Raw genomic sequence first — 20061 nt, 5'->3', positions numbered from 1 at the left:
CCTGGCCGTCACCGCTTGGATTTTTTCTTCTTGGGCTTGCGTCTTGGGCCGCCCTCATCGGGAGGAAAGGGGAAATGGTCGAACGGACTGCCACTATCAAAACCTTGCTCAATGGCGGCTGCCACCATGTTCACCACGAACTCCCGACCGAGCGCCTGTTCGGTTTTTCGCAGATTATCAATCAGACTTTTGGGTGCCCCCAGGACCTCGAGCATCTTAATCGGGTCGTCTGGGTTCAGCCTATCGAAGAGCGAGCCTACGCCATCGAAAAAATCATCGATGGGATCAAAATCGTCATCATCGTCCCCGTCCTCTTCGCGGTCAAAGAAGGACGGCATCGGCCCCAGGCCAAAGATCGGCGGTCCGTGCGGCAGAACCTTCTCGATGCGGATGGCGGTGCGCACATCGCCGCGCTCGCGGGCGCGGTGCCAGGCTTCCTCGAGGTCGTGCAGGTCGGCCATGTTGTGATAATTGAAGCCTCGCGGATATTTCGCCTGAAACCGATACATCAGGAAAATTGGCTCGCTCGGCCATTGCTTCAGCGCCGCCTCCGCGGCTTGCTGGCACGACTTGTGCACATGGAATCGGTTCAGGGTGTCGCACGCCATTTCAAGCTCACCACGTTCCAGATCGCCCCAGGGCGCGGCGCTCAGGACTTTCTCCAGGGATGCGCCGATATCATTGGAGGTCGAGCCATAGTCATCGCTATGCCGGCGAATACGCCCGAGAGCAGCAAGCAGATCCTCGCGGCCCTGGCCTTGGGTTTTTTTGAACCCCACCAAACGCAGGAGATCCGAGGATTTGATTTTCAGGCGCGCGCAAGAGAGCACCAGCTCGACACCCGCGTCCAGGCTACTAATGCGCTCGCTATAACGCGCTTTAAGCGTCGCTCCCGCCTCCGCGGCAAGCTGCTTCTCGCCCACATCCAGCAGCAGCAATCCCAGGGAAATCTGATCCCGTGACTCTTCCGCGGTGGCCCATGCTTGGGCATCCGCGAGTTCCTTGCGCGCGAGGTCGCGACGGCGCTGGGCAATCTGCTTGCTGGCATGCGAGAAATGCGCGGCAATCAAGCGCCGGCGCACATCGCTGTTGATGGGATCGATCTCCAGCACCTTCTTGGCCAGGGTCGTCGCCTTCTTGAAGGCACCGCCATCGAGAGCGATCCGCATTGCCGCCGTGAGCAAGCCGAGATCCCGTGGCCAGCGTTTCTGACCAAGCTCGACAATCCGGCGCGCATCCTTGAGCTGACCCGCGCGACGGTGAAATTCGATCAGTTTGAGATAGGTGTCGAGGTCGTCCGGATCCCAATTCAGGCTCTCTTCGAGCTGCGCGGCAAGGTCCAGCGCAAGATCATCGCCGTCGTCCCGCTGGCCGCCCTCCAGAAGCTTCAGCACGGCCTCGGTGCGGCGCAGCATGAGCGCGACACGCAAACGCGGTTGGGAGAACACGGGCTCCCCAGGCGGTGCGCTTGCATGCCCGGTATGCGCTTTCACGATTTCCACACAGGCATCCCAGCTGTCGGCGATCTCGATGGGCTCGCTGTCGCGGTCGGACTCCGCCTCCCAAGCCATCACCAGCGTCGTTTCCCAATTCGTCAAGCCCGGCGCGCCACATTCGCGTAGCCAGGCTTTGGCGCTTGGCCCGTCGAAGGAAACCAGCGTCAGCGCCTTGCGTCGCACCCAGTCTTCTCCGAGTTCATTCACATGGCGGTAGAGGACTTTTAGCCGCTGGCGCGGCGTCGGCGCGGGCCCCAGCTGGCTAAGCTCCCGCCACAACGCCAGGCGCCCGTCCGCCCAGCCGCGCAGCGCGGCGGCGACCTGCAACTCGGCTGGCTTGGCCTGGCGCGCGGCCTCGGCAAATGGCTGCTCGGGCAGCAAAGCAAGCCGGATCGCGCCTTTGAGGGGCGCGAAGGGCGAGCTGTCCGGCACACGCTCGAGTTGCGCGACAAGGGTTTTCGGGGTTTCCTCGGCAACCTCCTCCCGCCGCGGCAACGCCTTGAGCAAGAGTACCCAGTCACGGTAGGGGGAGCGAAAGGGAATAGACGCGAGGGCTGCGCGCAGATCTTCATCGCGTCCCTCGCAGTAAGCATGCAAGGCCCTCAGCGCCGGCTCGGCATGCAGGCGAACGGGATCATCCGCCGGCAGTTGCTCGCGCAGTTCCTGATCTCCGCCCAGCACCCGCGCCGCAAGCTGAGCGCGCAACGCATCGCGCCACGCTGCCGGCATTGCCTCGGCGCGGCCACCACTGAGCGCATCGATCACCACCCGCGACTGGCCCAAGCGCAATAGTAGCGACCCATGCTCCGGGTGCATGGGCGCCTTGGCATCGAGCGCGGCGCGATTCTCCCAGATTGCCAGGGCTTCTTTCAGCATATCCTTGGCGGTTAGCTCCAGCGCGCGCCCGGCATAGGCATCGGCCAGGCCCTGTTGCCAGTCGGAACGGGTCTCGCGCTTGAGCAGTTCCTTGAAATCCGCCATGGCATCGCGCCAGCGCCCGCCATCAAGCGCGGCGCGCGCCTGCTGCTCGAGCACCGGCGTGTCAAGCTTATGCCTGGCATCACCGCCACCACGAAGGGCACGACTTTTTTGCTTTTTACTCATGTTGTATCTTTGATCTGATCGCCAGCTAACCCCGGCGCCAGCGGGTATCGCCCGCGCCGTCTTCAAGGAGGATGCCAGCCTGCCGCAGTTGCGCGCGGATACGATCAGCCTCGGCAAAATTCCTGGCCTCGCGCGCTTGAGTACGCTGCTGAATCAAGTCCTCGATCTCCGCGTCCTGTAATCCCTCCAGCCGAGTATTGGCGTCAGCGCCACCGCGCAGAAAGGCATCGGCTTGATCCTGCAGCAAACCAAGCACGGCCCCCAGAGCGCGCAGCTCCCCCCCAAGCGCGGCCGCCAAAGGCGGATCGCTGTCGCGCAGGCGGTTGACCTCGCGCGCCAGGTCGAACAACACAGCCAGCGCCTCGGGCGTGTTGAAATCATCATCCATGGCCGCGCTAAAGCGCTGCCGGTAACTCTCCCCACCATTGGGCTCGGCGGCTGGCTCGGCGGCTGGCTCGGTGGCGGGCAGACCGCGCAGCGCGGTATAAAGCCGCGTCAGTGCCGAACGTGCCTGCTCCAGGTTACTCTCATCGTAATTCAGTGGACTGCGGTAGTGACTGGCGAGAATGAAGTAGCGAACCTCCTCGGGTCTGAAGCGGTTGAGAATCTCGCGCACGGTGAAAAAATTGCCGAGGGATTTCGACATTTTTTCATCGTTGACGCGCACAAATCCATTGTGCATCCAGATGTTGACGAAGGGCTCGCCAGTCGCGCCCTCGGACTGGGCGATCTCGTTGTCGTGATGCGGAAACTGCAAATCCGCCCCGCCGCCATGGATGTCGAAATGATTCCCCAGGCATTGGGTCGACATGGCCGAGCATTCGATGTGCCAGCCTGGGCGCCCTGGCCCCCAAGGCGAGTCCCAGGATGGCTCGCCCGGCTTGGCTGCCTTCCAGAGCACGAAATCGAGTGGATCGCGCTTGTGCTTATCGACGTCCACCCGGGCACCAGCGCGCAGATCGGCCGGGTCCTTGCCCGACAGGCGCCCGTATCCGGAAAAGCTCGAGACCTGATAGTAGACATCTCCGCTATCGGCCAAATAGGCATGCTCGCGCTCGATCAGTCGCCGCACCATGGCCTGGATCCCGTCGATATGGGCCGTGGCGCGCGGCTCGAGCGTGGGCGGGCGCACGCCCAGCCGGGCGGCATCCTCGTGCATGGCGACAATAAAACGCTCCGTCAGTTGCTCAATGGGGATCCCCTGCTCCGCCGCGCGCGCGATGATCTTGTCATCAATATCCGTGATGTTGCGCACATAGGTCACCTCGTAGCCCGCCTGTCGCAGGTAGCGGTAAACCATGTCAAACACCACCAACACCCGCGCATGACCGAGGTGGCAGTAGTCGTAGACCGTCATCCCACAGACATACATCCGCGCCCGACCGGGCTCGATTGGGGCGAAAGGCTCCTTGTGGCGGGAAAGACTGTTGTAAATGTGAAGCATCTGGGTTTCCATGGCCAAGCGCGAAATTTTCGCTCTCCATGCTAGCAAAGCACCCCACCCAACACCAATTCCGCCCGCGAGCAGCCATTGCTCTCCGAAGCGTCTCGCCTGGCGCGACCGCGGCGCCTTCATCCGCCTTCTATGTGATCGGAATTCAGTCCAGCGCTTTCCTCCGCCGACAGAACGCCTTAGGATGCTCCCTTGCCCCCAAGGGTAAAACACAACAAACAAGCAACAGAGCCTGCAACACAGATGATTAAATTCAGCACCAACCACGGCGACATTCTGATTGAACTTGAGCACGAAAAGGCGCCCATCACTTGTGAAAACTTTGAGCAATATGTCCGCGACGGTCACTACGACGGGACTATCTTCCATCGGGTCATCGACGGCTTCATGATTCAGGGCGGAGGCATGACAGCGGATTTCAACCAGAAAAGCACACGCCCGCCCATCAAAAACGAGGCCAGCAACGGATTGAAAAACACCACCGGAGCCATCGCCATGGCCCGCACGGCTGATCCACACTCGGCCTCGGCACAGTTTTTTATCAATGTCTCGGACAACGGCTTTCTCGACCACCCAGGACAGGACGGCTGGGGCTACGCTGTCTTCGGGCAGGTCACTGAGGGCATGGAGGTCGTCAATGCCATCAAGGGCGTTCGCACCGGAAATCGCCACGGCCATCAGGATGTCCCGGTCGAGGATGTGGTCCTCCTCAAGGCCGAATTGGTCGATTGACAACTAGGGGAGACACGAATTTGGGGGAGACACGAATTGGGGGCGACACGAATTGAGGCTAGCTAGGCGGTGGAGAGGACTGCAAACGCGGCTTTGCGCATGACCGAGTCGGCAGCCACTGTTGACCAGATCAGCGATCAGACGCCCACCCCGAGAACACAGCGCCTGTTTATCTCCGACTTACACCTTGACCCCGATCAGCCGGAGATCCTTGCCCATTTTCTGGCCTTTCTGCGCGGGCGGGCACGCTCGGCGGGGGAACTATACATCCTCGGTGATCTCTTCGATGCCTGGATCGGCGACGATGCGCTGGATGATCCCCAGGTCGCTTCTGACTACCGGCGGGTCACGGCCAGCTTGCGCGCGCTCCATGAGGCCGGAACTCGCTGCTGGTTAATGCAGGGGAATCGAGATTTTCTGCTTGGGCGTCGTTTCGCCCGCGCCAGTGGCTGCCGACTGCTCGGCGATCCCAGCCTGGTGCGCATGGCCGATCAGTCCATACTCCTCATGCACGGTGACCTTCTGTGCACCGATGATATTGCCTACCAGCGCTTCCGCCGCCGCGTCCGCAATCCATTGATACAAAAACTCTTTTTGCTGAGGCCCAGGCAGCAGCGTCTGCGGATCGCGGCGGATTATCGCGGCCGTAGCCGCGCGGCCACGGCCGCGAAGCAAAGAGCCATCATGGATGTCAACCCACGGGCGGTGATCAAGTATATCGCCCGCTACCAGGCCGACCGTCTGATTCATGGACACACCCACAGACCAGGGGATCATCCCGTCTCGCTTGCACAGCATCAGTGCCTGCGGCAGGTCCTGGCTGACTGGCGTTACGCGGACGGGAAGGTCCAGGCCGAACTGCTGGTGGAGGAAAAAGGGCGCTGGTGGCGCGAGCCGGTGCGATCCGCCGTATGAGGCTCTGTCACAGCGGCCTCGATGGTACAATAATCCCATTGTGACAGCCACTAGCAACATTTCGCCATGATCTTCAAGCGCCTGTTCCGCAAGGCGCCGGCACCCGCGCCGCCGGACCCCCAACTGCTCGCCGATGCCGCGCTCAACGGCGCCGACCCAGTCACGCAGCGCCAAGCCTGCCGCACGATCGAGGACCTGGCCGTCCTGCGCCGGGCGGCCGAGGAGGCGCCGGATATCGGCACCCGCGATCTCGCCGCGGCGCGCTATCGCCACCTGCTCTGTCGGCTCGATTCCGGCGCCGCGCAGCTTGAGCAAGCCTTGGCTGAAATCACAACCATCAAGGATCCCGAACATCTCGGCGAGATCGCACGCGCCGCCCGGGCACCGGAGCTAAGGCTGGCGGCCATGGATCAACTGCCCACGGATGCGCCTGCTCTTGCCCGCTGCGCCATTGAAGACGACCTACCCGGCAATCGCCACCACGCGGTGGAACGCCTTTCCCAGCGTCATCTGCTGGAACAAGTCGTCAAGCAGATCGGCAAAAAAGACACCAAGGTTTACCGGCTCGCGCGCGAGAAAGCGCGCACACTGGCTCAGCTTGAGGATCGCCCGCGACGCGCCCGCCAGCGCTACACTGAGCTCTGTACTCAGCTTGAACGCCTTGGCCGCCACAATAACTGGATTCAGGACCGCGCCCGGCTCAAACTGCTCGATCAACAATGGGCCGAGATTGAGGCCGATATCGAGCCCCGGGACCGCGATCATTTCCAGAGTTTACGCGCGAGCTTCATCGCCGGCTTTGAGCAACACGCCCGCGCCAACGCCCAACTGGATGCGGACCGGCAGCGTCGCACCGAGCGCATTGCGCAAAGTCGTGTACTGATCACACGGCTACAAGCCTTGGCAACTGCCACCGATGCCGAACACCTGAGATCCGAACTCGCCGCCATCGGCGACGCATGGAGCGCCGTCGATGCTGAGCATCTTCCAAACGAGCCAGGCACGACCCCTGCATTGGACAACTTATCCGCAACGGGAGACCACGAACTTGACGCCCTTCGCTCAGCCGGCCAGCAGGCCCTTGAACGAGCACTGGCGCGCCAACGCCAGTTACAAGCTCAACTCCAGACTGGGCCAGGCTCGAGCGAACGCGACGCAAGTCAAGCAAGCAAGCCTGCGACCACACGGGAAGACCAGATAAGGCTGCGCGAACACCAGACCCAAGCTCTAGCCCCAAGGCTGGACCAGGTACTGGCCCAGGTACTGGCCTTGCTTGAGACCTCCGGCCCCATTGATGCCCCTTTGGCGCGCAAATGCCAACTGCAGTTAACAACCTTATTGACGTCAGAGCACGAGGCAGAGGCTCAAGCAGACAGCCCATCAGCTATCCAATGGGATCAGGCCCGCACCACACTTGAGAACCTGGACCGTCGCCTGGGGAAACAGCAGCGTCTGGCCGAGCGCAAGCTCGCCGAGGCCCCCGAACAATTGCAACGCCTGAGTGAACATCTCGCAGCCGGCGAATTGCGCAAAGCCGAAGCACTGTATCAAAAGACCAATGCCGCACTTGATCAGGCGCGCGCCGCTGGCCTATCCCGCTCCGACATCAACCGCATCAACAAGCAACTCAAGGCACAGCAGGCGCGGCTGCGCGAACTCCAGCGCTGGCGTCGCTGGAGCGCCGATCAGGGGCGCGAGAGCCTGTGTCACGAAGCCGAAAGTCTGGCTGCCCATGCCGACGCCGAGCAAGCCGAGGCCGAACTCGACAGCCTGGCCGCGCGCCTGAACCAACTGCGTCGTGACTGGCGGCGGATCGATCAATCCGGCACCCCGGCCAGCGAGAACTACTGGCAACGCTTCAAGCAGGCAACGGATCGGATCGCCGAACGCTGCGAGCCCTTCTTTCAGGCGCGCGCCGAGCGTCAGCGCGCCAGCCGCGAGGCACGCCGAACCCTGTGTGAGAGACTTGAGCATTTTCTCGCCGCCGTCGACTGGGAGAGCGTCGACTGGAAAGCCATGGTGCGCGCCGAGCGCGAAATGCGTCAGGCCTGGAATGCGCTGGATCCAATGGAGGATGGCACGCGCGGCGGACTCGAAGGCCGCTTCCGGCGCGGACTGGCGCGGGTCGATAAGGCACTGAAAGAAGAACGGGCACGTAATCAAGCGCACAAACGCGATCTGATCGCACGCATGCAGGCGCTGGCCGAGCTCGAGGATCTGGACGCGGCCATTAACCAGGCGAAACCCCTGCAAAAGCTGTGGCACACCACGGTCGCCGGGCGTCAGCAGGAAGAAAACGCGCTTTGGCAGCAATTCCGCACCGCCAGCGATGCCATCTTCGCCCGCCGCCATCAGGAACGCGCCTCCCGCGATCAGGAAGTCCAAGAGAACCTTCGCCACTGCGAGAGCCTGTGTGAGCAGGCCGAGGCGCTGCTGCAAGCGCCCGCCGAACAGGCAAGCCAACTCACCGCTGCTTGGGAGACTCTGGCGCAAGACTGGCGTGACAGCCTGAGTCTGCCACTGCACCACCAAGCCAAAAAGCGCCTGGATCAGCGCTGGAACCGCGCCGAACAGAGCTTGCGCGAGCGCTTGCAGGCACTGCGCGACCAGGCTGACTGGCAGGACATCGACCAGCTCCGACAGCAATCGGACTTTCTTAGCCAGAGCGCGCGCCAGATACTGGCTGGATCAGCACTGCCGTCACCGGAGCAGTTGGCCACCCAATGGTCAGCTCTGGGCGGCGCCGGACAGGCTGACGCGGTCTCCAAGGAGTTGAATCAGGCCTTCGCGACCCTGCTCGCCGCGCTGGAACAGCCCGACGCCAGCGACCAACCGAGCGCCCAACTAAGCGCCCAACTGGCCGAGTCGTGCGAGGCCCACCGCCGCGAGCGCGAGGAGATCTGCCTGCGCCTTGAGATTCTCACCCACATCGACTCCCCGCCAGACTGGGTCGCGCGCCGCATGGAACTCCAGGTTGAACGCTTACGGGAGAAGCTGCGTGACGGCGATGCCGACCCGCTGGCCCAGTCCAAACCTCTGCTCAAAAGCTGGTATCTGAGCACTCCCGCGGCAGCGGATACCGACTTGCAGGCCAGATTCGCGCGCATTGAATCGGCGCTGCGGCCTACGTCACCTGCTGGCCCGCCAAAGCCATCAGCCAAGCCCAGCGGCGAGCAGAAGGACTAGCCCCACCTCGATCATCTCCACCAGAGCGCCCGCGGTATCGCCAGTAAAGCCACCCAGGCGCTGGCGCATGGAAGCACGCCACAGCCACAGCAGCCCAGCGGCCAGCGCCAACCAGCCCAGGGCGCTCCAACCCAGCAGCAGTCCGGCCAACAGCCACCAGGTCGCCACCACAGCGCGCGCCGGCACCGGCGGCAGGCAGGCGCGCAGTGCCGCGCCCATGCCGGTCTCGGTCGCTGGCGGCGTGATCAGCGCCAGCAGCAATATCTGCGCCCGCGCCAGGGCGGGAATCAGCAGCAACGCGAGGGCGACCGCCATCAAGCCGACAGCGCCAGAATCCAACTGGGTGGCAATGGCGAACAAAGCGCTCCACTTGGCCACCAATGCCAACAGCAGCGCGACCGCCCCCATCACCCCGAGATGTGGATCTTTCAGAATCTCGAGCGTCCGCCCGCGATCTCCCAGGCCACCCACCCAGGCATCGGCGCAGTCCGCCAGGCCATCAAGATGCAAGGCGCCCGTACCCCAGACCCAGGCGATGAGCGCGAGCGTGGCCATGACTGGCGCCGGGGTCGCGCTGAACAACCAGACCGCCAGCCCGAGGATGCCCCCAAGCAACAGACCGACCAGCGGATAGAGCAGCGCGGCGCGCCCGGAATCCGCGCCTTGCCATTCGGCGCCTCCCCTCGGATCCGGCAGTGGAATGCGGGTCAGAAAACGCGTGGCGATGACAAAGGCCCGCCACCAAGGCACCAGATGAGTGTTAAAGAAAGCTTGCGCCTTGATTCCTAGCCTGATTGATTGCTGTTTCATTGATCGCGAAGACATCCTCACCGATATGGCGCCGGCGGCAGATGCGCGACCAGACTTGGCCGGCCGCCCCCCTCGTGCAGCCGAATGCGGGTGATGCCAGCCGGCGGCACTTCCAGCAGCAGCAGGGAGCTATCCGCCAAGCCCAGAATTTCTCCCAGCAGGATACGAATCACGCCGCCGTGGGTAATGATGAGCCTGTGCTGGCCAGTGTTTTGTGCCGAGTCAGCCTGATCCTGACCCTGACCCTGACCCTGACCCTGATTAGGGGCCGGGACCGGGGCCGCCGCGCTCAATCGCCGCCAGGCATCGGCCACACGGCGGCGAAAAGCGGCGAAAGGCTCGGCCTCCGGCGGATCGAAGGCCTGGGGATCCGCCCAGAAGGCCGATAGCTCGGCGAGCGGAATTTCGCTCGCGCGCAGTCCCTCCCAGGCACCAAAATCGCGCTCGGCCAAGGCCGGATGGATCATCAGCGGCAGCCCGCGCGCGCTGGCGAAGTCTTGCGCGAAGGCCTGGCAGCGGGTCGCCGGGGAACAGATCACCGCATCCCAGCAGGCACCCTGACCTTCGGCCAGGGCCGCCAGTGCCTCGCGCATCTGGCGCCAGCCAAGCGCGGTCAGCGGATCATCGCGCCGACCGCGAAAGCAGGGACCGCCCTGAACCTCCCCGTGGCGCAGCACATCGACCAGGCGCCCGCTCATTCGCCCTCCATTCCGGCCAGCGGTGGTCCCTTGAGCACCAGCGGCAGGCCGGCCACGCACAGTAATGCACGCTGGCAGTGGCGGGCGATGTCCTGATGCAGTTCACCAGCCAGATCGCAATACCGCCGGGCCAGGGCATCGACTGGAATAATGCCCTGGTTGGTCTCGTTGCCGACAAAGATGACCTGGCCGGGCAAGTCTGGCAAGAGCGCGCGCAACTCGGCCAGTTCGCGCTCCAGCAGGCGTTCATCCCCTGCCCACAGCAGATTGGCCAGCCACAGGGTCAGGCACTCAACCAGCACGCAGCATTCTGGGCCGGTGGCCGCGCGCAAGGCCGAGGCCAGATACAGCGGCTCTTCGATCAAGGCCCAGTCGGCCGGGCGCCGCCCGCGATGGACCGCGATGCGCGCGCGCATTTCCGCATCCTCGCCTGGGGTCGCCGTGGCCAGGTAAGTCACGGGCCAGCCGCGCCCTCGCGCCAGTCGCTCCGCCAGCCGGCTTTTGCCGGAGCGCACGCCGCCGAGGATTAGAATACGTTCCGCCGTCATTGGCGTGGGTCAAGGCGCATAGCGCAGGGTGACGAAGAAGCTCCGCCCGGGCTGATTATAGAAAGCAGCGGTTTCATAGTCCTGGTTAAAGAGATTTTCCACCCTCCCCTGGATCACAAGAGCGCGACTGAAAGCGTATTCCGCACGCAAATCCAGTAGCGCGAAACCATCGAGCCGAATCTGATTGGCAAAGTCATCATAGCGACGTCCTTCCAGCGTCAGAGTACCGCCGATACCGACCCGACCAAAGCGGCGGTCGGCATCCAAGCGCAGGCTTTGCTCGGGTCGGCGGGCAAGCAGTTTGTCATTGTCCGCCCCGCTGGAGGTATTGCGCGGATCGAGCAGCGTCAGATTGGCGTCCAGATCCCAGTCGGCGATGCGCGCCACCGACCACAACTCGATGCCGCGAATGCGAGCCGAATCCAGATTGGCCGGGGCAAAAGTGGTGGCATCGAAGGCGATTAGATCCTCGATATCCGTCTGATAGAGGCTCAAGCCCCAATCGCCCCAGGGATGCGGACCGCTGAGACCCAGTTCACCGCTGCGGGCGGTTTCCGGTTCCAGATCGGGATTGCCAAAGCCGGGATAATAGAGTTCGTTGAAGGTGGGCGCCTTGAAGGCTGTGCCAAGGGAGGCTGTCAGCCGCAAGCGGTTTGGCAACCGATAGCCCCAGCCAACACTTCCCGTAGTATGGCCGCCGAACTGCTCATTGTCGTCATGGCGCAGACTAAGCTGCCAGTCTTGCGGCCCAAGTGTGATCAGATATTCGCCAAACACCCCAAGATTGCGCCGGCTATCCCTTTCATAGCGAGGTTGCGTGTCGACCAGGTCATACTGGTAATCCAGCCCCAGGCCGAGCTGCTGCCCGGCGCTCAGGCTCAGCGTATTCAGCCAGCTCAGGCTGTCGCGGCGCGTATCGTAGCGATTGATCTCATCGTCGTCGAAATAAATCGTGGAGTCATCCCACGACCGCGCCAGTGAGAGCTTGCTTGACCAATGCTCCGAGGCTTGCAGGGTCAGATTGATACCGGCGACCTGCAACACACCCTTGCTGGCATTGCCGGCAAAGGCACTGCCGTCATAGTCGGTGTCGCTGGCGGCGCGCAGAACATGCACATCCGCCTCCAGCTGATCGGAAAACCGGTAACCCGCCCTGAGCGCGCCATTGTCGTTGCGATAGCCGTCAGGATCCGGCTCATCGACAAAGCAGCCGCCGACATTGGGCTCTCCGGAGCAGGCGTTGAAGCCGTCCGTGCGTTCAAAGCCCAGGCCCGCATCGAACCAGGCACGATCGGTGCTGCCCGAGAGCCCGAGATGCCCTTCAACCGACTGATAGCTGCCGGCACCAGCGGTCACTCTGGCCTTGAGCGGCTCGGCCGCGCCGCCACCCTTGCGGGTAAAAATCTGAATCACCCCACCGATGGCCTCGGAGCCATAGAGGCTCGAGCGCGGCCCGCGCACCACCTCGATGCGCTCAATCTGCTCCACCGGGATATTTTGCCAGGGGACAGTGCCAAGGGTGGCGGAGCCGATCTTGACCCCGTCAATCAACACCAGCGTATGGTCCGATTCAGTGCCGCGCAAAAACACCGAGGTGGGCTGTCCAGGTCCGCCAGAACGGCTGATGGCCACACCTGGCAGGCCGCGCAGAATATCGGTTAGGATGCCCGCCTGCCGGCGCTCGATCTCGGCCCGCTCAATGACGCTCACGGAAGAGAGCATCTGCCCCGTGGTTTCCGGCATCCGTGTCGCGGTCACCACAATGGGATCAAGGTTGGTCACATCCTCCACAGCCGCCAGCGCGAGCGAGGAAAACAGGGCGGCAGTGAGCAGCCCCATTGTTAGGGCGGCGGACCGCGGAAAGCCCGCAAGTCGATGGGTCATGATGGTCGTCGTCCCGCACCCGCTCACCCGCGGATGCTGTTGTGCCCGATGGCAAGATTCGGCGATCGCCGAGGACGAGACACAAGACGGGGGACCAGCATCACGGAATGCGCGCGACGCGGCCTGCCCCGGCCGCTGCCCTCCGCAACGCCGCACAGCAGACGCAGGCCGGTCTCCGGGCTCGCGAGTTGGAAACCAGTGGCAATGATGCAAGAAGATCATTGGCCAGTGGCATCCGGATCGCAACGCCTTCCCATGGTGCGACCGGGCCCCATCGAAACCGGGCCCGGTCAACCACAGTGACATCTGTCGCGATCACGACTCGCCTACCGTTGCGGGGGCAGCGCCGGACTCGCGGTGATTCTTGGCTGGCAACAATCACCGCTGAACCGGCTTCCCGTTTCAATCCGCACCCAGGGCAAGCCCAGTCGAGAGGCCAAACCCGAGTAAAAGAGTGCGAATCACCTAGCGTCAATAGGGGTTTAGCCTAAGCCCTGGGAACAAATGGGTCAAATGCGCGCGAGCGAGCGAATCGTAAATCCAACTATCGCTTTCCAGTGCCAGATTGTTAGCCGTTATCAGTAGACGCTCAAACCTGACGCGCCATGATTGGGCTAGAAGCCATATTTGCGCTTAATGAGACGCCCAAATTTAGAATTGCTGGCAGGCGAAACTAGCCTTGGAACTCGCAACCAAACCGGTCAGAGATGCCGCTGCAGCCAATACTCAAGCAGCGCCAGTTGCCACAATTTGCTGCCCTGGATGCGAGTGTGGTGCTGGTCTGGCGCGGCCAGCAGTTCAGCGACCATGCTCCGCTGATAGAGTCCGCGCTCGCGGCAGGCCTGGGAATTGAGAATATCGCGCATGAAATCCAGAAAATCTCCACGCACATATTTGAGCGCCGGCATGGGAAAATAGCCCTTGGGCCGGTCGATGACCGCATCCGGCAGTCGACCGCGCGCGACACCCTTGAGTAAATGCTTGCCACCCTCGCGCAGTTTCAGTTCCGGTGGACAACGCGCGGCCAATTCGACCAGATGATGATCCAGAAAAGGCACCCGCGCCTCCAACCCCCAGGCCATGGTCATGTTATCCACCCGTTTGACGGGATCATCCACGATCAGGGTGGTCACATCCAGGCGCAGCACGGCGTCGATGATGTCATCGGCATCGGGTTCGGCCAGGCGTTCGGCCAGCAGCGCCTCGGTGTGGTCGGCACCCGCGTAGGCCGCGCTCACCAGGCGCAGATACTCGGCATGATCGCGGTCGAAATAGTGCTGGCGCAACCGCTCGACCGGCGTGCCTGCAGTCTCGGTGGCAATGCGTGGATACCAGAAATAGCCACCGAACACCTCATCGGCGCCCTGCCCCGACTGCACCACTTTAATCTCGCGCGAGACCTGCTCGGCGAGCAGAAAAAAGGCCACGGCGTCCTGGCCGAACATGGGTTCGGCCATGGCATCCACCGCCTCGGGCAGACGGCGCAGAACTTCATCGTTCGGCACCAAAAAGCGATGATGGCGAGTGTCATAGCGCGCGACCACCTGATCGGAATAGAGGAACTCGCTGCCGGCTTCTTCCGGAGTGTCCTCAAAGCCGACCGAGAAGGTCATCAGATCCCGCGCCCCGGCCTCGGCGAGCAGCGCCACCAGCAGGCTGGAGTCGAGCCCGCCGGAGAGCAGGACCCCGACCGGCACATCGGCGATTTCCAGGCGCTTGCGCACCGACTGCATGAGCCGCTCGTGCACGGCATCAACCCAGTCGGACTCCGAGCGGGCAACCGGTTCGCGGGTGGCATTCAGTCGCCAGTAGCAGCCACCCTGCTCGCTGCCACCGGCATCGATGCGCAGCCAATGCGCCGGTTCGACCTTGCGCAGACCTTTGAGGACGGTGCGAGGTGCCGGTACCACCGCATGCAGGGTAAACAGATGATGCAGCGCGACCGGATCGATGCTGGTATCGAAGGCGCCACCGGCCAACAACGACTGGCTGCTGGAGGCAAAGCGAAAACTTCGGTCATCGCGCGTCCAATACAGCGGCTTGATGCCAAACCGATCACGGGCCAAAAAAAGCACCCGGCGGTTGGCATCCCAAAGCGCGAAGGCGAACATGCCATCAAAGCGTGCGACACAGTCCTCGCCCCAGGCCTGCCAGGCCTTGAGAATGACCTCGGTATCGCCGTCGGAGAAGAAGTCATAGCCCAGCGCGCGCAATTCCCCGCGCAATTCGGGATAATTGTAAATGGTGCCGTTGAACACCAGCGCGAGCCCCAGGCGCTGATCCACCATGGGCTGATTGGCGCGCACCGACAAATCAATAATGGCCAGGCGCCGATGCCCAAAGGCCATGGCGCCATCGCTATAGCTGCCGCCATGATCCGGCCCGCGCGGCACGAGCTTTTCCATCATGCGCGTGATGCGGCCAAGCTCCGCCGGGGCGCCATCAAAACGCAATTCGCCACAGATTCCGCACACAGTCGATCAGCCTCCTAAGCTTGGTTCAGGTCAACTCTGCCTCGGCGCCAAAGACATCTCGACCAAGGACGCCAGCCTGGCAAAACTGCAACTTCCAGCTTAACCTCCCTCTCCGCGGTAAACAATGAATAGGCTCTCTGATGCGCAGCGGGCTTCAAGGCCAAGAGATAGGCATTGAGATCTTGCCGCTTGGCGGAAATCTCACCATCAATCTATGGTCATCCCGCTCATCGGGCTGACCGCCGAAGGCATCTGTCAAGCTGCGTGACGAGACTCCCTGTCGCTCAATCCACGAATCCGCTCGCCGTGTCAGTCATCTCGCGCAGCAGTGCTAGTGCCAGGTCGCGCTCCGCCGATGCGCTATCGTCCGCATAGACCACATAGGCCGGCAGACGCAGTTGTGGGCTACCGGGAATTTGGCGCAGGCGCCCGGTGCGCAGATAGGGCATTGCCACCCGATCAGGCACGAAACAGCTACCACCGCTCGAGAGGATCAGTTGCAGTGCCAGCCAGCCGATGTTGGCGGTTCGCGCCGGGCGTTCCATCTCGGGATAGGCGCGCCGATGCTGGGCGTAGAAGGTAGGCCCCCAGTCGACGTAGATGTAGTCGTCATCAAGCGCCGCCGTGACAGGTTCGCGCCCGACCAAAATCAACTGCTCGTCAAACAAAGGCTCCACCCGCAGTCCGGCACCCTGACGTGGGCCGTACATCAGTGCCAAATCGAGGGTGCCGGCAACGACGCGCCGCATGAGCTCGTCCTCGAAGCCAATCTCGGTATTCAGCGAGACATCCGGCGCCATCTCCCCCAGCCTCCTTGCCCAGCGTGGCAGCCAGTCATCCCAGAGCGCGATGCGCGCGCCGACAGTCAGGCTGGCGCGAAAGCGGCTCGGCAGACCCACCTCGTGCCGCGCCTGCTCGAAGGTCAGCATCAGGGTCTTGGCGTGGCGCACAAATCGTTGCCCGGCAGGTGTCAGGGTCGCGCCCTGACGATTACGCACGAACAGCCGCGCACCCAATACCCGCTCAAGATTGCCGATGCGCGCACTCACCGTCGACTGGGTAACATGCAGGCGCTCAGCGGCTTGCAGAAAGCGGCCATGCGCAGCGACGGCTAGAAAAGTCTTGATCTGGTCGATATCCATGGCAATTCGCAATTGATCGAAAATTGCGATCATAACCGACGATAAATTCCGTTATTCTTTTTTCAATTTGGCACCTACACTTGACCTTTGTAAAGGTCTGTTTAAGCCAGAATTGCCGAGTATTGGTCGCCGCACCCTCTGTTTTCACCCGGCACCCCGCCCACGCCGGCACACACCAACGCATGGCCCAGCTCAAACTGGCACGACCTTGAAGGGGCGTTGTTCCAGCCGTTCGGTTCGGGAGGTTCACCATGTCCGCACGCAATTTATCCGCCAAGGCTGGCCCGTTTAACGCCCCGAAGGCCTCCGGCGGCACTGCGATGGCGCCCACTGATCAGGACGGTTATCTGCTGAATCCAGAGGACTGGTCCGAGGCCTTCACACATGCCCTGGCCGCGCGTGAAGGTCTGAGGCTGACACCCAGACACTGGGCGGTAATCTATTATTTGCGCGGCTGCTTTCAGGGCCAGCGTATTCCCGCTGGCTGTTGCGATCTCGATACCATCCTGCATTTTCGTGCTTACTGGCCGCGAGTGTCGGGACAGCCGCGCTGGTTCCCGGGACTGTTCCCGGGCGGCGGACTCCGTGAGCAGGGGCACCGACTCGCCGGACTCCCGCGCCTGGATAAAGCAAGCGGGTGCCGGCTCGACGCTTGAGCATGGACAATGGGTTCCGATCATATCCAACATGGAAGGCGCGGCCCGCGCCATGATCTACCCGCCGACTCCGGCAGCAGCCTGGCCTCCAGCCAAGAACCCCTCATTGTTACCCAGCCAGCGTTACCAGCGCTGCGCGCTGCACTCGAGGCCATCGAGAACCGCGGCACAGGCGTTCGCTCAGAGGTGGTGGGCCGCTATCGCGGCGCGTGACCACTGGAATCAGGTTATCGAATAAAACATCGCGCGGCAGATTAAGCGCGGCTTAACGCAAAGCCCGAGCGAACCGCGGACCTGGGCCAGCGTCGATTCAGTTGTGATCCCGCGGCGCGACTGGCCGCTGATCCGGCTAATTATCACCCCCATTATGCTCAAAGTGGCGCTCAGCCCTCCCGCTTAACGAGCAATCATTGCTACAGTATGGGGTAGGATCAGCGGACAAGCTTTCCCTGGCCTGCTAACGGCTCAACCTCTTCCTCTCCTGATCACTGATAAGAAACAAGTCCATGATACCGATCAACCGTCGCCTGTTTCATGCCAGCCTGCTGGCGCTGCTTTTTTCCACATTGTGGCCGCTCGCCGGCACCGCCGATAATCTGGTCGAGGGGCGTGACTGGATCCCCTTGGAAACGCCCGTCAAGGGCGATGATTCCGAGACAATCGAGGTGCTGGAATTTTTCTCCTACGGCTGCCCGCACTGCGGCCAGCTCAACCCCTTGCTGAAAGACTGGGCAGCGGAGTTGCCCGAGGATGTGAGCTTCCGCCGTGTGCCAGTCACCTTTGGGCGCGCGGCCTGGGCAAACCTCGCGCGACTCTATTACAGCCTGGAACTCGATGAACTGATCGACGCGCTGGATCAAGCCGCCTTCGATGCCATCGGCATTGAGCGCAAGCGGCTGTTCACCGACAAGGCGATTTTTGCCTGGGTCGAGGCACAGGGGCAGGACGCCCAGGCGTTCGAGAAAACATTCAACAGCTTCGCGGTCGAATTGGCGCTAGGCAAGGGACGCGATCTGGAGCAGCGCATGGCCATAGACGCAGTCCCGCGCATCATCATCGATGGACGCTATGTAGTACTCAATGAAGGCGTCCGCGATTACTCTGAATTGCTGCAACGCGCCGATGCACTGATTGCGCGAGCGCGAGAGGCACGGCCTTGAGCTGGTTGTCGCATGCCGCCCAGCAGGGGCTGAGAGTCCAATGATCCGGCTTGCGCCTCGCCCTGTCTGGATACTCCTGGCCCTGATCACGGCCGCCACCGCGCTGGCCAGCCTGGTGCTGACCCCCTGGCTGGATCTGGACCCCTGCCATTTGTGCATTTTCGAGCGCACTCTCTTCATGCTGCTGGCGTTGCTGGCGACCCTGACCGCCGCGCTGTGGCGGCCGGACTGGCGGCGCTTCGTGGCACGCGCAAGCGCGCTGCTGTTTCTCGCCCTCGCCGCGCTCGGCAGTGGCGTGGCGGCCTACCAAAGCTGGCTGCAATGGCAGCCGGTCGATACCATCTCCTGCATCGGTGGTCCACCCGGCCCAATCGAACGACTGGTGGAGTGGCTTGGCCAGCAGATGCCCGCGCTCTTTCTCGCCAGCGGCTTCTGCGAGGATACCGAGTTGGTGATTCTCGGCCTGTCGCTGGCCAACCTGGCCTTTGTGGTCTTCGGCGCGGCATTGGCCGCCGGCATTTGGGCGCTGTGGCGCGGCTGGCGCCCCAGTCAAGAGGGCTTGGACAGGCTGCCGAGCGCCAACAAGCCTGAGCGCCAAAACGCCTGAGCGCCAGCCGCAAAAACCCTTTTGGAGCCTGGGGCCGCCCCGAGAAGTGATTAGCGAACCACTGCCGAGAAATCACGCGAATGGACCACCTTTCACTGACCGATCCCTTTGGCCGCCGCATCGACTACCTGCGCCTGTCAGTGACCGACCGCTGCGACCTGCGCTGCGGCTACTGTCTGCCCAAGGGCTTCAAGGGCTTCGAGAAACCGGCCAACTGGCTCAGCTTCGATGAGATCGTCCGGGTGGTGGGGGCTTTTACCACCCTCGGCGTCCGTCGGGTACGCTTGACTGGGGGCGAGCCCTTGATGCGCCGCATGCTGCCTGACCTGGCCGCGCGTCTGTCTGCCCTGCCCGGTCTGGATGATCTGTCTTTATCCAGCAATTGCACCCAAATGGCCGAGCAAGCCCGCGCGCTGGCCGATGCCGGGGTCCGACGCCTGAATGTCAGCCTCGACAGCCTGCGGGCCAAGGTGTTTCGCCAAATCACCGGCGGCGATCTTTGTCAGGTGTTGCGCGGCATCGCGGCGGCGGCTGAAGCAGGCATGCAGCCGATCCGGGTCAATACCGTGGTCATGCCGGGGGTGAACGATGACGAGATCGAGGACATCCTCGACTACTGCGCGAGCCACGGCTTCACACTGCGCTTGATCGAGACCATGCCGCTGGGTCCAAGCGGACAAAGGGTTGCCGGCGCCCTTGGAAGCCTGGAGCCGATCAAACGACGCCTCGCGCGGCAGTTCGAGCTGATCCCGGATATTCTGCCGGGCGGGGGTCCGGCGCGTTACTATCGCGTCGGCACCACCGAAACTCGTATTGGCTTCATCACCCCCCTGTCGCGTCACTTTTGCGCCACCTGCAACAGGGTGCGATTGGCTGTCGATGGCACGCTCTATCTGTGTCTTGGTCAGGAACACAGTCTGCCGGTGCGCGAGCACTTGCGCGCCGGTCTTGGCGAAACCGAACTGCGCGAACTGATCCGCCAGGCGATTGCCCTCAAGCCCGAGCACCACAACTTCAACGAACAGCCTGGGAAGATTGTCCGCGTCATGAGCATGACCGGCGGCTAAGCCGCGGCAAGGCTCCAGTATTCTGAATGCAGCAGCTGCGCTTGGCGTGGCGATCGGGCTGCCTGGAAGCGCCCGTTGCAAGAGAGTCGGCACTCCCAAACGGAATCCAGCGGCGCGCGATAGGATGGG

Annotated in this window: 16 protein-coding genes and 1 riboswitch; of the genes, 8 read left to right on the top strand and 8 right to left on the bottom strand. The window is 62.8% G+C overall.

Features of this window, described 5'->3' with window-relative positions:
• Nucleotides 1-8 precede the first annotated feature (8 nt).
• Both Thiowin_RS09765 and cysS read right to left on the bottom strand, forming a co-directional pair.
• A complete protein-coding gene (locus Thiowin_RS09765; protein ID WP_328987540.1) occupies nt 9-2600 on the bottom strand; it encodes a tetratricopeptide repeat protein in 2592 nt (863 codons plus the stop codon).
• 25 nt (nt 2601-2625) lie between these two features.
• Nucleotides 2626-4044: a cysteine--tRNA ligase gene (cysS, locus tag Thiowin_RS09760; RefSeq protein WP_328987539.1), complete on the bottom strand. Its 1419-nt coding sequence runs from the start codon at nt 4042-4044 to the stop codon at nt 2626-2628.
• 252 nt (nt 4045-4296) lie between these two features.
• Here cysS and Thiowin_RS09755 point away from each other — a divergent pair, with 252 nt between their 5' ends.
• The 3 genes from Thiowin_RS09755 (at nt 4297) to Thiowin_RS09745 (ending at nt 8886) form a co-directional block, all read left to right on the top strand.
• Complete coding sequence (locus Thiowin_RS09755) at nt 4297-4785, top strand: peptidylprolyl isomerase (RefSeq protein WP_328987538.1); 489 nt, start codon at nt 4297-4299, stop codon at nt 4783-4785.
• Between the two features lie 99 nt (nt 4786-4884).
• Nucleotides 4885-5700: a UDP-2,3-diacylglucosamine diphosphatase gene (locus Thiowin_RS09750; RefSeq protein WP_328987537.1), complete on the top strand. Its 816-nt coding sequence runs from the start codon at nt 4885-4887 to the stop codon at nt 5698-5700.
• Between the two features lie 66 nt (nt 5701-5766).
• On the top strand, nt 5767-8886 hold the full coding sequence (locus Thiowin_RS09745) for a DUF349 domain-containing protein (RefSeq protein WP_328987536.1): 3120 nt from the start codon (nt 5767-5769) through the stop codon (nt 8884-8886).
• Here the strand turns inward: Thiowin_RS09745 and Thiowin_RS09740 are convergent.
• The 6 genes from Thiowin_RS09740 to Thiowin_RS09715 all read right to left on the bottom strand — a co-directional run bounded on the left by Thiowin_RS09740 (nt 8854) and on the right by Thiowin_RS09715 (nt 16442).
• Nucleotides 8854-9696, bottom strand: coding sequence for an adenosylcobinamide-GDP ribazoletransferase (locus tag Thiowin_RS09740; protein ID WP_328987535.1), 843 nt, complete (start codon nt 9694-9696; stop codon nt 8854-8856). The genes Thiowin_RS09745 and Thiowin_RS09740 overlap by 33 nt on opposite strands.
• Nucleotides 9697-9713: 17 nt before the next feature.
• Nucleotides 9714-10394 carry a histidine phosphatase family protein gene (locus tag Thiowin_RS09735; RefSeq protein ID WP_328987534.1) on the bottom strand — a complete coding sequence of 227 codons (681 nt, stop codon included), beginning with the start codon at nt 10392-10394 and terminating at the stop codon, nt 9714-9716.
• On the bottom strand, nt 10391-10942 hold the full coding sequence (gene cobU, locus Thiowin_RS09730; RefSeq protein WP_328987532.1) for a bifunctional adenosylcobinamide kinase/adenosylcobinamide-phosphate guanylyltransferase: 552 nt from the start codon (nt 10940-10942) through the stop codon (nt 10391-10393). Before cobU ends, Thiowin_RS09735 begins: the two co-directional genes overlap by 4 nt.
• Nucleotides 10943-10951: 9 nt before the next feature.
• Nucleotides 10952-12826, bottom strand: a complete 1875-nt coding sequence (gene btuB / locus Thiowin_RS09725) for a TonB-dependent vitamin B12 receptor (RefSeq protein WP_328987531.1) — start codon at nt 12824-12826, stop codon at nt 10952-10954.
• A gap of 149 nt (nt 12827-12975) precedes the next feature.
• Nucleotides 12976-13282: riboswitch (cobalamin riboswitch) on the bottom strand.
• A gap of 245 nt (nt 13283-13527) precedes the next feature.
• Nucleotides 13528-15300 (bottom strand): N-acetylglutaminylglutamine amidotransferase, encoded by a 1773-nt coding sequence (locus Thiowin_RS09720; RefSeq protein WP_328987530.1) that lies wholly within the window; start codon nt 15298-15300, stop codon nt 13528-13530.
• Nucleotides 15301-15584: 284 nt separating this feature from the next.
• Entirely contained in the window at nt 15585-16442 is an 858-nt protein-coding gene (locus tag Thiowin_RS09715) for a LysR family transcriptional regulator (RefSeq protein ID WP_328988053.1), read from the bottom strand.
• Nucleotides 16443-16693: 251 nt separating this feature from the next.
• On the opposite strand from Thiowin_RS09715, the gene Thiowin_RS09710 reads away from it, so the two are divergent.
• From Thiowin_RS09710 to moaA, 5 genes are all read left to right on the top strand, one after another.
• Nucleotides 16694-17098, top strand: a complete 405-nt coding sequence (locus Thiowin_RS09710; RefSeq protein ID WP_328987528.1) for a TusE/DsrC/DsvC family sulfur relay protein — start codon at nt 16694-16696, stop codon at nt 17096-17098.
• 9 nt (nt 17099-17107) lie between these two features.
• Complete coding sequence (locus Thiowin_RS09705) at nt 17108-17311, top strand: P-loop NTPase family protein (protein ID WP_328987527.1); 204 nt, start codon at nt 17108-17110, stop codon at nt 17309-17311.
• Between the two features lie 293 nt (nt 17312-17604).
• Nucleotides 17605-18258, top strand: a complete 654-nt coding sequence (locus Thiowin_RS09700; RefSeq protein ID WP_328987526.1) for a thiol:disulfide interchange protein DsbA/DsbL — start codon at nt 17605-17607, stop codon at nt 18256-18258.
• Nucleotides 18259-18298: 40 nt separating this feature from the next.
• Nucleotides 18299-18865, top strand: a complete 567-nt coding sequence (locus Thiowin_RS09695) for a disulfide bond formation protein B (RefSeq protein ID WP_328987525.1) — start codon at nt 18299-18301, stop codon at nt 18863-18865.
• Between the two features lie 80 nt (nt 18866-18945).
• Nucleotides 18946-19932, top strand: a complete 987-nt coding sequence (moaA, locus tag Thiowin_RS09690) for a GTP 3',8-cyclase MoaA (protein WP_328987524.1) — start codon at nt 18946-18948, stop codon at nt 19930-19932.
• The last annotated feature ends 129 nt before the right edge of the window (nt 19933-20061 follow it).

This window comes from Thiorhodovibrio winogradskyi (assembly GCF_036208045.1).
Classification (GTDB): Bacteria; Pseudomonadota; Gammaproteobacteria; order Chromatiales; family Chromatiaceae; genus Thiorhodovibrio; species Thiorhodovibrio winogradskyi.
The sequence above is the reverse complement of the archived record's forward strand: the minus strand, read 5'-3'. Positions and strand labels throughout refer to the sequence as shown.

What these genes read in the sequence shown, in the direction of transcription:
- Thiowin_RS09705 (WP_328987527.1), top strand. Translation starts at nt 17,108, where the DNA reads ATGGGTTCCGATCATATCCAACATGGAAGGCGCGGCCCGCGCCATGAT.
- btuB (WP_328987531.1), bottom strand. Translation starts at nt 12,826, where the DNA reads ATGACCCATCGACTTGCGGGCTTTCCGCGGTCCGCCGCCCTAACAATG.
- Thiowin_RS09745 (WP_328987536.1), top strand. Translation starts at nt 5,767, where the DNA reads ATGATCTTCAAGCGCCTGTTCCGCAAGGCGCCGGCACCCGCGCCGCCG.
- Thiowin_RS09765 (WP_328987540.1), bottom strand. Translation starts at nt 2,600, where the DNA reads ATGAGTAAAAAGCAAAAAAGTCGTGCCCTTCGTGGTGGCGGTGATGCC.
- Thiowin_RS09750 (WP_328987537.1), top strand. Translation starts at nt 4,885, where the DNA reads ATGACCGAGTCGGCAGCCACTGTTGACCAGATCAGCGATCAGACGCCC.
- Thiowin_RS09695 (WP_328987525.1), top strand. Translation starts at nt 18,299, where the DNA reads ATGATCCGGCTTGCGCCTCGCCCTGTCTGGATACTCCTGGCCCTGATC.
- cobU (WP_328987532.1), bottom strand. Translation starts at nt 10,942, where the DNA reads ATGACGGCGGAACGTATTCTAATCCTCGGCGGCGTGCGCTCCGGCAAA.
- Thiowin_RS09735 (WP_328987534.1), bottom strand. Translation starts at nt 10,394, where the DNA reads ATGAGCGGGCGCCTGGTCGATGTGCTGCGCCACGGGGAGGTTCAGGGC.
- Thiowin_RS09710 (WP_328987528.1), top strand. Translation starts at nt 16,694, where the DNA reads ATGTCCGCACGCAATTTATCCGCCAAGGCTGGCCCGTTTAACGCCCCG.
- Thiowin_RS09715 (WP_328988053.1), bottom strand. Translation starts at nt 16,442, where the DNA reads ATGGATATCGACCAGATCAAGACTTTTCTAGCCGTCGCTGCGCATGGC.
- Thiowin_RS09755 (WP_328987538.1), top strand. Translation starts at nt 4,297, where the DNA reads ATGATTAAATTCAGCACCAACCACGGCGACATTCTGATTGAACTTGAG.
- Thiowin_RS09700 (WP_328987526.1), top strand. Translation starts at nt 17,605, where the DNA reads ATGATACCGATCAACCGTCGCCTGTTTCATGCCAGCCTGCTGGCGCTG.
- moaA (WP_328987524.1), top strand. Translation starts at nt 18,946, where the DNA reads ATGGACCACCTTTCACTGACCGATCCCTTTGGCCGCCGCATCGACTAC.
- cysS (WP_328987539.1), bottom strand. Translation starts at nt 4,044, where the DNA reads ATGCTTCACATTTACAACAGTCTTTCCCGCCACAAGGAGCCTTTCGCC.
- Thiowin_RS09740 (WP_328987535.1), bottom strand. Translation starts at nt 9,696, where the DNA reads ATGAAACAGCAATCAATCAGGCTAGGAATCAAGGCGCAAGCTTTCTTT.